General features: G+C 44.5%; 11 protein-coding genes. 10 read left to right on the top strand and 1 reads right to left on the bottom strand.

The features are described 5' to 3' along the window. Nucleotides 1-673: 673 nt before the first annotated feature. From DIU38_RS04240 to DIU38_RS04200, 10 genes are all read left to right on the top strand, one after another. Nucleotides 674-3,841, top strand: coding sequence for a SusC/RagA family TonB-linked outer membrane protein (locus DIU38_RS04240; protein ID WP_112654164.1), 3,168 nt, complete (start codon nucleotides 674-676; stop codon nucleotides 3,839-3,841). Between the two features lie 16 nt (nucleotides 3,842-3,857). After that, a complete protein-coding gene (locus DIU38_RS04235; RefSeq protein ID WP_243770818.1) occupies nucleotides 3,858-5,228 on the top strand; it encodes a RagB/SusD family nutrient uptake outer membrane protein in 1,371 nt (456 codons plus the stop codon). After that, the gene (locus DIU38_RS33775; protein WP_243770819.1) at nucleotides 5,183-5,725 is read left to right on the top strand and encodes a RagB/SusD family nutrient uptake outer membrane protein; all 543 of its coding nucleotides are present in this window, start codon (nucleotides 5,183-5,185) and stop codon (nucleotides 5,723-5,725) included. Before DIU38_RS04235 ends, DIU38_RS33775 begins: the two co-directional genes overlap by 46 nt. A gap of 164 nt (nucleotides 5,726-5,889) precedes the next feature. After that, nucleotides 5,890-7,005, top strand: coding sequence for an SPFH domain-containing protein (locus DIU38_RS04230; protein ID WP_112654165.1), 1,116 nt, complete (start codon nucleotides 5,890-5,892; stop codon nucleotides 7,003-7,005). A gap of 32 nt (nucleotides 7,006-7,037) precedes the next feature. Further along, a complete protein-coding gene (locus tag DIU38_RS04225; RefSeq protein WP_112654166.1) occupies nucleotides 7,038-8,165 on the top strand; it encodes a zinc finger domain-containing protein in 1,128 nt (375 codons plus the stop codon). A gap of 252 nt (nucleotides 8,166-8,417) precedes the next feature. Beyond that, nucleotides 8,418-8,867 carry an SRPBCC family protein gene (locus tag DIU38_RS04220; protein WP_112654167.1) on the top strand — a complete coding sequence of 150 codons (450 nt, stop codon included), beginning with the start codon at nucleotides 8,418-8,420 and terminating at the stop codon, nucleotides 8,865-8,867. Next, entirely contained in the window at nucleotides 8,848-9,174 is a 327-nt protein-coding gene (locus DIU38_RS04215; RefSeq protein ID WP_112654168.1) for an ArsR/SmtB family transcription factor, read from the top strand. Before DIU38_RS04220 ends, DIU38_RS04215 begins: the two co-directional genes overlap by 20 nt. Next, entirely contained in the window at nucleotides 9,171-9,620 is a 450-nt protein-coding gene (locus tag DIU38_RS04210) for an SRPBCC family protein (RefSeq protein WP_112654169.1), read from the top strand. Before DIU38_RS04215 ends, DIU38_RS04210 begins: the two co-directional genes overlap by 4 nt. Before the next feature lie 467 nt (nucleotides 9,621-10,087). Then, nucleotides 10,088-11,443, top strand: a complete 1,356-nt coding sequence (locus tag DIU38_RS04205; RefSeq protein WP_112654170.1) for a Gfo/Idh/MocA family protein — start codon at nucleotides 10,088-10,090, stop codon at nucleotides 11,441-11,443. Between the two features lie 81 nt (nucleotides 11,444-11,524). Next, on the top strand, nucleotides 11,525-12,571 hold the full coding sequence (locus tag DIU38_RS04200) for a DUF6807 domain-containing protein (protein WP_112654171.1): 1,047 nt from the start codon (nucleotides 11,525-11,527) through the stop codon (nucleotides 12,569-12,571). 10 nt (nucleotides 12,572-12,581) lie between these two features. Here DIU38_RS04200 and DIU38_RS34385 read toward each other — a convergent pair whose 3' ends face one another. Further along, nucleotides 12,582-12,707, bottom strand: a complete 126-nt coding sequence (locus DIU38_RS34385; protein ID WP_262714279.1) for a hypothetical protein — start codon at nucleotides 12,705-12,707, stop codon at nucleotides 12,582-12,584. Between the last annotated feature and the right edge of the window lie 125 nt (nucleotides 12,708-12,832).

Raw genomic sequence — 12,832 nt, 5'->3', positions numbered from 1 at the left:
CTGGGGCAAAGCTACAAACCTTTTGCACCTCTCACCTGTACTTCAGTACATCTCAATTAACATTTATTTATTAAATTATAAAAGTCCCCCGGAGGGGAAAAGGTTTGTAGAAATAATATCCACCCCTCCTGCACGAACCCCAGAGGGGTTCAACCCACGCTGATCAATCAATCGACAATAGCCGTTTGCCATTAGTTTTGTGCGTTAACCCAGACTTACGGAAGGTCCTCACTGCGCGAAAACTTCATTTTTATTATAATAAAGCAGCTTTTAACCACTGCCTGTCCCCATTCAAATTATCATTTTTCAAATTATTTTCACTTTTTTTTCTTGTTCACAAAGCGTATCAGCTGCAAAAACAAACCGGGTGTAACCTGCTGTAAATACGCCACTTCAACGTTTGAGTTTCTCGTTATCAAAACGTATCAAAATTTATTTAATCATCTTAAAATCAATAACTTAGATACAATTAACCTATTGCATTATTGGTTTATTCCACGTTAAATTTACTCCCACCAAATACCAATTAGTAATACGCTTAACCAACAAATCGCTTATATGAAGTAAAGATTGCACAGCAGTTATTACCTGCACCGCTATGGTGTAAACCAGGTTTGCCTATAGCCCATTCCGGCAGCCACGGGCTGCTTAACCAATTAAACAGCAATTAATTATGAAGAAAAAAATTACGCTAATTTTCGTTTTACTTATAACAATACTAACACGGTCCTTCGCACAGGACATTACCGTGAAAGGTATTGTTAAAGACAGCCAGGGTCTGCCAATACCTGGCGCTACTGTAAAAAACAAGTCGACAGGTGCGGTAACCGTTACGGATTTAAAAGGTATCTATTCTATCACAGCCAACGGCAACGCTATACTTGTTTTCAGCTTTGTGGGTTCGGCCACACAAGAGCAGCCGGTTAATGGACGCACAACAATTGATGTAACACTGGCCGATGCCAACAAACAGCTGGAAGAAGTTGTAGTAATAGGTTACGGCACACGTGCCGTTAAAGATGTTACCGGTGCCATCAGCAGTGTTAAGGCCGAGAAATTGGAAAATGAACACCCGGCCAGTGCTACAGACATTATCAGGGGTAACATCCCGGGGATATCGGTTGCATTGAATACCTCAGCCAAAGGCGGCGGTACCGGCGACCTGCAGATCAGGGGTAAAGCCTCTCTTTCGGGCAACGTACAGCCTGTTATCGTATTGGATGGTGTTATTTATCCCGGCCAGCTGGCTGATATCAACCCTAACGATATCGACCGCGTTGATGTACTGCGCGACCCAAGCGCACTTGCTGTATACGGTGCTCAATCTGCAGGCGGCGTTGTAGCCATTACCACTAAAAAAGGTAAAAAAGGCGGCACCCAAATCACCTTGAATGCCAACTTTGGTATCGCTCAACTATTGCAAAATCAAAAATATTACACCGGCGACGGCTTTCTTAACTGGCGTGCCGACGGAGCCCGCAGTTCCAATACTTCAAATCCTTATTATTATTACAGCAACCCCAACAAACTGCCCGATGGTGTAACGCTTGACCAGTTCCTCAACGGTGCCAAAGGCGATCCAACTACCATCTGGCTGCAACGTTTAGGCTTATTCCCTAACGAGATTGCCAACTACCAGGCTGGTAAAATGACCGACTGGTCAAAACTGATTTTCCGCAATGGCTTCCGCCAGGATTATACCGGCAGCTTTTCGGGAAGTTCAGAAACCGTTAAATATTATGTATCGGGCAACTATACCAAAAACCAGAACCTGATCCAGGGCGGCCAGTATACCGACGGACGTTTCCGCGTAAACCTGGAAGGTAAGGCAGCTAAGTTTTTAACCCTGGGTGTAAACGCACAGTTTGCAAGCCGTGATGAAGGCGCTGCCAGTACCCCGCTAAGCGGTCAGGGTATTGACGCTACCGAAGCCGACTGGACGCAGATCATTAACTCATCTCCTTATGGAGATGTGTACAATGCCGATGGCTCATTACGCCGTATCGATACCGATGACAGCGGTTTGAACCAGCGTAACCCATTTCTCGGCAACCGCTATAATCAAAACGTATCGGTTCAAAACACGCTGTTCTCGGTACTTTTTGCCCGTTTGGATCTTCCTTTCGGTATTAAGTATACGGTGAATTATGCGCCAACCATCGAATCGTACCGGAACTTCTTTTTCCGCCCGGTAGCTAACCCTAATGAACTTTCTGGAGGTACAGCTATACGCTCGCAAGAAAACCGCTACAGGTACAACCTTGATAATATTTTAAGCTGGAACAAAACATTTGGCATCCATAGCTTTGATGCAACCTTCCTGCTTAACAAAGAAAAATACCAAACCTGGTATACCAATGCTTCAAACACACAGTTAACCCCAACCGATATTTTGGGTTACCACAACATAGGCGCCGGTAATTTACCTGTTGAAAGCAGCGATGACCGAATTTATAATGCCGATGCCATCATGGGCAGGATCAACTACACCTTGTTGGGCAGGTACATTGTTACCGCCACTGTACGCCGCGACGGTTTCTCTGCATTTGGCTTGCAGCATCCACGCGAGGTATACCCTTCTGGAGCAATTGCCTGGGTATTCAGCGATGAAAGCTTCATGAAAGGTGACGCTTTTAAATGGCTTGACTATGGTAAATTACGTTTCAGCTACGGTGCAAACGGTAACCGTACCTCTACAACCACTGCCGATCCATCTATCTCATTAGCTGTATTGGGTGGTATCAAATATCCAACAGCAAACAATTCAGGTACTGTAACCAACAACAGCGGCATTTATGTAAGCACGCTGCAAAATGCCCAGTTAAAATGGGAACGCACTGTAGGTCCTAACATCGGTTTGGATTTCACCATATTGCACAACAGGCTTAGCGGTTCGATAGATGTTTATGACCGTAAAACTACCGACCTGCTGGTTAAACGCAGTATCCTAGATGTGCAGGGCTACAACTCATCGGGCGATTTAGTTGGTGGGGCTAACAACTCCAACCCATACACCAACATAGGCCAGGTTAACAACAAGGGGTTTGAAATTTCATTGGATGGCAAGATCATTAAAAGCGAAAACTTTAACTGGAATGCCAGCGGAACATTTTTCTTAAACCGCAACAAAATTGTTCACCTGTACGGTGCATTCCCGGTTACCGATGCCAACGGCGTTACCACCAATGTTGAAAAAGACGATATCGGCAACGGCTGGTTCATTGGCCACGATATAAACGCTGTTTGGGATTACAGGATCCTGGGTGTTTGGAAAACCGCAGATGCTACTGAAGCAGCTAAATACGGCGCTAAACCCGGTGATTTTAAACTGCAGGATGTAAACGGCGATTTTAAATTCACCAACGATGATAAGCAATTTCTGGGTTCAACCAATCCACGCTTCAGCTGGTCGTTACGTAATGATTTCAATTTCCTTAAACATTTTGATGTATCGTTCCTGCTGGTATCAAGCATTGGTCAGTTAAGGCAATACAACCAGGCTTTAAACAATCCGGGCAGCGTAGGCTTTGCCCGTATGAACTCATACGTATTACCTTATTGGACACCTGATAACGAGATTGACGATTACGCCCGCTTAAACTCAGGTTCATCAGGCACAACCATTAACGTTTGGCGTAAAGCTTCGTTTGTAAGACTGCAAACCGCTTCTATCGGCTACACTTTCAGTCCGCAGCTTATCAAACGCCTGGGCATATCAAGCGCCAAATTATTTGTGAACGCAAGCAATGCAGCTGTGTTTTCAAGCTGGCCGCTTTGGGATCCGCAAAACGGCGGTCCTACTCCAAGATATTTATCAGCCGGGTTTAACGTAGTTTTTTAAAGGAGGGATTTAATACATGAACAAGATAAACAAAAACATCATGGCTGCGGCTTTAACAGCGGCAACCATATTTATAACCGGTGGCTGTACCAAGCGGGCAGATCTGTATCCGCAGGCACCTTCAAAATTTACACCCGACGTAACTTATACTTCACCTGCTGCTTTTAAAGCCGCTTTGGCTACATTAAATGTAAGCGTTAGGTTTGAATACTTTGGCGACTCGGCCCCGTTGCTCACCGAATCGATATTTACCGATGCTGCCGTTGAGGGTACTACCGATAAAACCACGCCGGCACAGGATTTGAACGCGCGTATCACGCCTACCGCCAACCTAAACAGTGACGACTATAACAAGATAGGTCGCTATTGGAGCGCATGGTACCAGGGCATCCATGACTGTAACGTTATTTTATCGAGGCTGGATAACATTAAATGGCCTTCAGACGCCGATAAAAACCTGGTAAAAGCGACAGCCTTATTTCATCGTGCTTACCGCTACTATCGTTTAGTGCATGAGTTTGGCGATGTGCCATTGCTGCTGAAAGAAGAAACTGCTGTAAACACCGGTTACTTCAGCACACAACGTATCGTTATCCTTAAGCAAATGAAAACAGACCTGGAGTTCGCCGTAGCTAACCTTACCGATGCAAATGCTAAAGGCGATATCTCCAAAGGCGGCGCTGCCCACCTTTTAGCTAAAGTTGATCTGGCACTTGGTTTATTTGATGATGCCATTGCAGCCGCCAACGTTGCCATCAACGGCCCGTATCACCTCATGACCAATCGTTTTGGTATAGTTGCGGGCGATGCTTCAAAAAACATCATCTGGGACCTTCACCGACCCGAAAACAAGGCTTTGGGAACAAATGCCGAGGCTTTATATGTAGTGCTTGACCGCGAAACACTTGACGGTGCTACACCAAACGGATCGCAGGTGATGAGGAACTGTGTGCCGATGTGGCATAACGGTACTATCCTTACCCCCGGAGCGCTGAAACCGGGCATTTCAGATAAAGTAACAGAAGAATTCCCGCTTACTTTATGGTATGGCCGAGGTATCGGTCGTTTACGCGGTACGCCTTATGCTACCAAATACATATGGACAGATAATACCGACTTAAGGCACGCCCCCGGTAACTGGATGAACATGACCGATTTGGTTTACAATAGCCCGGCCATTAAAACCTCCGATCCGGCATGGTATGGTAAGCATCTTGAGCAATATACCGATGCTAACGTTAAGCAACGCTTCCTGAATGGTGCAAAAGATACCATCCGCGCCTGGTTTGGCTGGCCGCATTACAAAGTGTTCATAGGCTCGGGCCCTATTGCGCTTGATAAATGGTGGAGCCCGCCGCGTGGTACCAACACCGACTGGTTCGCTTAGCCGAAACCTACCTGCTGCGTGCCGAAGCCTACGTATGGAAAGGCCAAACCGCACTTGCTATGGATGATATCAACAAAGTAAGGGCACGTGCAAATGCACAGTTGTTAACAGATCCGGGCAAAGTTAATATCGGCACCATACTTGACGAACGCCAGAGAGAACTGTATTGGGAGGAGCCACGTAAAACCGAGCTTACCCGTATCGCTTTCATTTTTGCGCAAACAGGAATCGCCGCTTATAACGGAAAAAGCTATAACGTAGCTAATTTTTCAACAAGCAACTTCTTTTACGACAGGATAATGGAGAAGAACGATTTTTACAAAAACCCTAACGTTGTAACCAATTCGGGTAATCACTTCACCATTTCACCATATCACGTTTTATGGCCTATCCCGCAAAGCGAGATTGACCTGAACGTAAATGGTCATATTAACCAAAGCAAAGGATACGCAGGTGCGGAAACCAATATCCCCCCGCTTGATAAAATAGTCCCTTAATTTTTTGAATTTGTAACATTTGAGCCGGGCATTAGTCAATTGATTTGTGTCCGGTTTTTTATTTTATGCAGATTTAAAAGCATAAAATAATTAACAGTGGGCGCATTCACCTATTTGTTTTTTTCACATATTTAATCATTATTTAAACCTGATATCAAAAAAATATGGGTCTGTTCAATATCCTTCGTAACGAATTTATAGATGTAATAGAGTGGGTTGATACCACCCAGAATACACTTGTATGGAAATTTCCGCGCCATGATAATGCTATAAAGATGGGTGCAAAACTTATTGTTCGCGAATCGCAGGCCGCTGTTTTCATGAACGAGGGACGCATCGCCGATGTATTTACTCCCGGTACTTATGAGTTGCAAACTCAGAACATGCCTTTGTTAACCACCTTAATGAGCTGGAAATATGGCTTTGAAAGCCCGTTTAAGGTTGATATCTTCTTCGTAAGTCTGCGCCAGTTCACTAATCAAAAATGGGGTACCAAAAACCCGGTAATGATCCGCGATGCTGAATTTGGACCGGTACGGCTGAGGGCATTTGGTTCGTTTAACTTTAAGGTTCTGGACCCCAAAGTATTTATTAAGGAAATCGCTGCCACTAATCCCGATTTCATCATTGACGACATCAATGAGCAGTTGCGGAACACGGTTGTTTCGCGGGGGATGGATGCCGTAGCCGAATCAAAGATAAACGTGCTTGACCTGACAGCCAACTACAACGAAATGGGCAAATTCATAACAGAATCTATCCAACCCGATTTCGCTGAGCTTGGTTTAAACCTAACCAAACTATTAGTTGAAAATATCTCCCTGCCACCCGAAGTTGAGCAGGTGCTGGATAAACGCAGCGAAATGGGCATATTGGGTAATCTCGGCGCTTATGCACAATTCCAGGCTGCCAATGCTATTGAAAAATCTGCCGAAAATACTATTGGTGGTAACTTAGGAGCTGCCGGTATGGGTTTGGGTGTTGGCGCTGCGATGATGGGCCAGGTTGGCAATATCTTTCAGCAAAATCAGGTTACTCCTAATAATACCGGTGGTGACGTACCGCCTCCGCCGCCCCAGCCAGGCATCCAATATCATATTGTGAAGGACGGAAAATCAGACGGGCCGCACACTATCGATGAGATTAATGCTATGATCGCCAGCAGAACGTTAAGCAGGGAAAGCATGATTTGGAAAAAAGGTATGGCTGCATGGGCGGTTGCATCGTCTGTTGAAGAGATTGCAGATTTGTTTAATAATGTACCGCCGCCGATAGCCTGATCTGTAACTATTCCTAAATCTATATTTCCGAGATGAACAACCAGGTTAATCCGTCAGCAATAAACAATTCTTTAAATTGTTCGGGCTGCGGAGCATTGCTGCACTTTAATCCCGGCACTCATAATTTGTTGTGTGATTACTGCGGCGTGAGCAACGCCATTGAAAGTGCCCCCGACAGCCGCGATATTCTACCTTATGATTATGAGGAATTTGTCGCCGGTATTGATAACAATAAACAAAGTGCCGATCTTAAGGTAGTGAATTGTAAAAACTGCGGCTCACAAACTATTCTCGATCAGTTTGTAACCTCGGATAAATGCCCGTTTTGTACAGCTCCCCTGGTTTTGGACCTTGAAAGCGGACAGCAATATGTGCCGCCTCATTATATTTTCCCATTTGCCGTTACCCAACAACAGGGTGTTGATTTTTTCAAAAAATGGCTTAAAAGCCTTTGGTGGGCACCAAACGACCTGGCTAAAAAGGTGAGCGATGTATCATCAGCACTAAAAGGTGTTTATCTCCCCCACTGGACCTATGATACTTACACTGTAACCGATTACAGCGGTGAGCGCGGCGATTATTATTACACCACCGAAACCTATACGGAAACTGTTGACGGAAAAACGCAGACCAAGACCAGGCAGGTACGCCATACCGATTGGTCATACGCCTCCGGAAGAGTAGAATGTGATTTCCGCGACCTGATGGTACCCGCCAGTAAATCATTACCCGAAAAAACGCTTGATAAACTTGGCCCCTGGAATTTTAATATGCTGGTTAAGTTTGATGAACGTTATATGAGCGGTTTCCGTTCCGAAACTTACCAGTTAGACCCGGAACAAGGTTTTAATAAGGCAGTTGAACAAACTGCTGGAGCGATAAATTCGGCCATACGAGACGACATAGGCGGAGACGAGCAAAGAATTGACAGCACCGATACCCAATATCTTGATAAAGCTATAAAATACCTGATGCTACCGGTTTGGGTAAGTGCTTATAACTATAATAACAAGATTTATCAATTTACAGTTAATGCCAGTACCGGTGAAGTTATCGGCCAGCGCCCGGTAAGCGCCATTAAAATTATCCTGGCCGTGCTGTTTGTAATAGCCTTGATAATAATTGGAGTGATCTTTTATCAAAACGCTCATCCCGTATAGAAAAGCTCCCCTAAGACACAAAGTCTCCAATCATTTTACGTAGAGACGCATAATTGCGTCTCCCATAGGGCAAGCTTCCTTTAAACAGCGCTTGCTTACCGTAATTTGCGTGCGGGAGACGCATGTGATGCGTCTCTACATTCAAAAAACCCGACCTTAACAAGGTTCTTAGGCATCCCAGATAAAAATAAAAATAAATTTGCGTAACTCACAAGTTACATATATATTTGAGTAACTTAAAAGTTACCTATCATGGCAAAAATTATTCAGCACCAATTATTTTACCCGCACCCACCCGCAGTGGTTTGGGAATTTTTAACCGATCAGGAACTGATATCGCAATGGCTGATGCCCGGTGATCTGAAACCTATACTGGGTCACGAATTTCAGCTCAAGGCCAAACCTATGCCTGAAATGGATTTCGACGGGATTTTTCATTGCAAGATCCTGGAGGTTATCCCCTTCAAAAAACTTTCTTATTCATGGAAATTCGGCCCGGGCAATGGTGAACTAAGCAACTCGACAGTAAACTGGATGTTAACCGAAAAAGATAATGGCACCGAACTTTTGCTGGTACACCGTGATTTTGCAGACTCTGTAAACCCGTTGATGTTTAGCTCGATGGAAAAAGGCTGGTTGGTCCTTATCAACAAAATGCTGCAGATCATAAACGCAGAAAAAGATGGAACAGCACAGGCTTGACGTATTCCAGGTAATTGCCGATCCGAGCAGGAGGCAGATCCTGCACTTGCTTTCAAAAGATAGTCGTACAATCAACTCACTGGCCGAGAACTTTGATATGAGCAGGCCGGCCGTTTCAAAGCATATCAAAGTGCTTTACAATGCCGGTTTTATCTCTATACAAGACATCGGCAGAGAAAGGCATTGTGTTTTAAAACAGGACGGATTTAAAGAACTTAATGAATGGTTAGCCTACTATGATAAATTCTGGGGCGACAAACTGGACAAACTGGGAGCTTTAATGAACGATAAAACAAACAAAAAATGACAGATCGCGATTTAACATTAACCATTTCGGTAGATAAAACCCCTAAAGAGGCTTATGATGCCATCAATAATGTTCGCGGATGGTGGTCGGAAGAAGTTAAAGGCGGTACAGAGAAGCTAAATGACGAGTTTACCTACAAAGCCAGGGACCTTCACCGCTGTACCATGAAATTAACAGAAGTGATCCCCAACCAAAAAGTGGTTTGGCTTGTACTGGATAACTATTTTAGTTTCACCAAAGACCAAACCGAGTGGAAAGGCACCAAAGTGATCTTTGAAATTTCCGAACAGGACGACAAAACACAAGTCCGCTTCACCCACCAGGGCCTGGTTCCACCTCATGAATGTTATGAGGTTTGCTCAAACGCCTGGACCGGTTATATTACGGGAAGTTTGCACAATCTTATTACTACAGGTAAAGGGGAACCTAACCCTAAAGAAAGTTAGTTAACGAAATGAAAGCTAACTAAGTAAAAACTAACATTCTATTAATCAATATATTGAAATTAAAATCTGAAAGTATCGAACAACTTTCAGTTAAAAAAAGCGCCTTTCATGAAAAATGAAAGGCGCTTTAGGATTTAACAATTATCAATTAAGGGTTTTATCCCCAAACCTTATATCACTATAAATTAGGGTTACTTAACCAATTTGCTTAATTAAATATTAACCTGTTACATTTTTAAACCAGGACATTATTTAAGGAAATCTGATCTGCAAAAAACAGTATTATTGTTACATTAACATTTAAAAACGCTATTGCTTTTCAATTCTATTCTTCGATATTTGATTTAGCCACGCATAAGCGCCGGCTTTAACCAGTTTACCTTTTAATCAGCAAAAAATACAAGTACCTGCCCCCTGACGTACCCGTATTTTGAAGAAAACAACCTGCAAATAAAACTATTTACTACATGGAAAAATCACGCCGTACCTTTATCAGGCAGGCCTCGTTAGCCGGGGCCGGAATTATGCTTGCCCCCAAAAGTTGGAGCGCACAAAGTTATAAACGTATCATTGGCGCCAATGACCGGGTCAGGGTTGGGGTGGTAGGCTTTTCAGACAGGCACAAAAGTTCGCACGTGCCCAGTTTCATGAACCATTATAAAGAACTCAACTTTGATGTAGTAGCCGTATCTGATATCTGGAACAAGCGACGTGAGGAAGGCTCTGCCCTCTGGAAAGAAAAAATGCAGCACGATGTAAAAGCTTACCGCAATAATGAAGAATTATATGATAGTAAAAGTGTGGACGCTGTATTCATCAGCACTGCTGATTTCCAGCATGCACGCCATGCTATTGAAGCTGTGAAGGCCGGCTGCGATGCTTATGTAGAAAAACCATTTGCCGAAACCATGGAAGATAACCGGGCTGCCTTAAAGGCAGTAAAGGAATCGGGCAAAATTGTGCAAATTGGATCGCAGCGCAGAAGCGGCGCTAATTATCATGCGGCCAATGAATTTATCAGTTCGGGCAAGTTTGGCCCTATCACCATGGTTGAGCTTACCTGGAATGTGAACCAACCAGGCCGCTGGCGCCGACCGGAGTTATTGGGACAGCTGAAGGAACAGGATACCGACTGGAAACGTTTTATCATGAACCGGCCTTATGAAGATTTCGACCCGCGTAAATACCTTGAATACCGCCTGTTCTGGCCATATTCGTCAGGACTGCCCGGACAGTGGATGAGCCATCAGATTGATACGGTACACTGGTTTACGGGCTTAAAACACCCACGTAGTGTAGTTGCCAACGGCGGCATCTATATGTGGAAAGATGGGCGCCGCAACTGGGATACCATACTGGCCGCTTTTGATTACGGTCCGCTTAATGATCCTTCAACCGGCTTCCAGGTTACGTTTGGCTCACGCATGCACAATGGTGATGAGCATCCGGCCGAAATTTACTATTCAAACGGCGGCGAGCTTAACCTCATCACCAATACAGTATCACCAAAAGGAGGTCTTACTCAAAAAATGGCCGATGCCATGCATATGAAGGCAAACCTGCTGCCCGAGATTAGCCTGGCTAATACCGAAAAGGTGGTAGCATCAGCCAATACCGGAGGTGATATACTTACTTCAAACCACGTACGCAACTGGATGGAATGCGTGCGCAGCCGTAAGCAGCCAAACGCCCCGGTTGAAGCCGGCTACAGCCATTCGATAGCCAATATCATGACCAATGCAGCTGTTCATACCGGCTACAAGGCCACTTTTGATGAAGCTACCCAGGAGGTAATGGCTAATGGAAAAGTTTTTAAATATTAATAGCCGGATAGGTCACAAACATTATTGACATCGACTGTGCCTTCCCATCAGCGCACAGCCTTTTTAACCTTACATCAAGCAATGAAGATCATAAAAAAACTGGGACTTGCCGTTGCCGCAAATATGCTATTGTTTCCTGTAGTGCACGCTCAAAAAGCCGAACCGGTAAGGCTGGTAAAAACAACAAATAATAAAATAGATATCCTGATAGGTGGAAAACCGTTTACCAGTTTCCTGTATCCGGACAGTTTAGAAAAACCCGTTCTTTATCCTTTGCGGTCGGCAAACGGCACATTGGTAACCCGCGGCTTTCCGCTGGCCCCACGGCCTGGCGACCCTACAGATCACCCGCATCACATAGGGTTATGGTTTAACTTTGAAAACCTGAACGGTCTGGATTTCTGGAATAACTCCTATGCCATACCTGCGGCTAAAAAGAGCAGTTATGGCTGGATCCGCACCGACAAAATTTTGGAAACAAAAGATGGGACAAAAGGCATACTGGCCTATCATGCAAACTGGACAGATCAGCAAAAACAAGTAATACTGGAAGAGCAAACCCGCTTTGAATTTAGCGGAAATGCCCAGGAACGGATCATTGACCGTGTAACTACGCTTACTGCGGATAAGGACGCTCTTTTTAAAGATGCCAAAGATGGCATGCTTGGCCTGCGCCTGGCCCATGAACTGCAAATCCCTGATCCTGCCGATCAGAAATTTACCGACGATAAAGGAAATGTAACCATAGTAAAAGGAGGTACCGATAAGGTGGCTAACGGTACTTACCTCACCAGCGAAGGCAAAACAGGTAACGACGCATGGAGCACCCGCGGTGTATGGTGCAAGGTATATGGTAAAATTGGAGCAGATTCGGTAAGCGTTACTATTATTGATCATCCTCAAAACCCAAATTACCCTACTTTTTGGCATGCCCGTGGCTACGGCCTGTTTGCAGCCAATCCGCTGGGCGAAAAGGTGTTTACCAACGGCAAATCTGAAAAGAACCTGACTTTAAAGAAAGGTGAATCGGTAACATTCAGGTATCGGATCATCATACATAATGGCCCGCAAACTAACAGCGCAGCGCAATTAAACCAGGCTGCGGAGGCTTTTAAGTCATTTAAATAGCATCACCATATCAAACAAACCAGTCCAGGATATTTATCAGGATTACTTTATCATTTTTAAATATCCCGGCAGGTATGTCATTTCCCGCCGAGCCCGGCGCAAGGTTCAGGTAATTATGGAGTTGTTGCTTTTCCACTTTAATCTCTACCAGTAGTACCTTTCCTGTTTTCGAATATTTTTTTAGTCAGATTGTTTGTTATTGCCGGGATCAGTTCGTTAGAAATATAGCCCATGTAGCCATCATTTTCCGTGATAAGGGAA

The sequence above is a fragment of the Mucilaginibacter metallidurans genome, assembly GCF_003286435.2.
Lineage (GTDB): Bacteria > Bacteroidota > Bacteroidia > Sphingobacteriales > Sphingobacteriaceae > Mucilaginibacter > Mucilaginibacter gossypii.
The sequence above is the reverse complement of the archived record's forward strand: the minus strand, read 5'-3'. Positions and strand labels throughout refer to the sequence as shown.

Bases quoted from the DNA above. Each gene is read 5' to 3' on its own strand.
- DIU38_RS04240 (WP_112654164.1), top strand. From the start codon at position 674: ATGAAGAAAAAAATTACGCTAATTTTCGTTTTACTTATAACAATACTA.
- DIU38_RS04235 (WP_243770818.1), top strand. From the start codon at position 3,858: ATGAACAAGATAAACAAAAACATCATGGCTGCGGCTTTAACAGCGGCA.
- DIU38_RS33775 (WP_243770819.1), top strand. From the start codon at position 5,183: ATGGTGGAGCCCGCCGCGTGGTACCAACACCGACTGGTTCGCTTAGCC.
- DIU38_RS04230 (WP_112654165.1), top strand. From the start codon at position 5,890: ATGGGTCTGTTCAATATCCTTCGTAACGAATTTATAGATGTAATAGAG.
- DIU38_RS04225 (WP_112654166.1), top strand. From the start codon at position 7,038: ATGAACAACCAGGTTAATCCGTCAGCAATAAACAATTCTTTAAATTGT.
- DIU38_RS04220 (WP_112654167.1), top strand. From the start codon at position 8,418: ATGGCAAAAATTATTCAGCACCAATTATTTTACCCGCACCCACCCGCA.
- DIU38_RS04215 (WP_112654168.1), top strand. From the start codon at position 8,848: ATGGAACAGCACAGGCTTGACGTATTCCAGGTAATTGCCGATCCGAGC.
- DIU38_RS04210 (WP_112654169.1), top strand. From the start codon at position 9,171: ATGACAGATCGCGATTTAACATTAACCATTTCGGTAGATAAAACCCCT.
- DIU38_RS04205 (WP_112654170.1), top strand. From the start codon at position 10,088: ATGGAAAAATCACGCCGTACCTTTATCAGGCAGGCCTCGTTAGCCGGG.
- DIU38_RS04200 (WP_112654171.1), top strand. From the start codon at position 11,525: ATGAAGATCATAAAAAAACTGGGACTTGCCGTTGCCGCAAATATGCTA.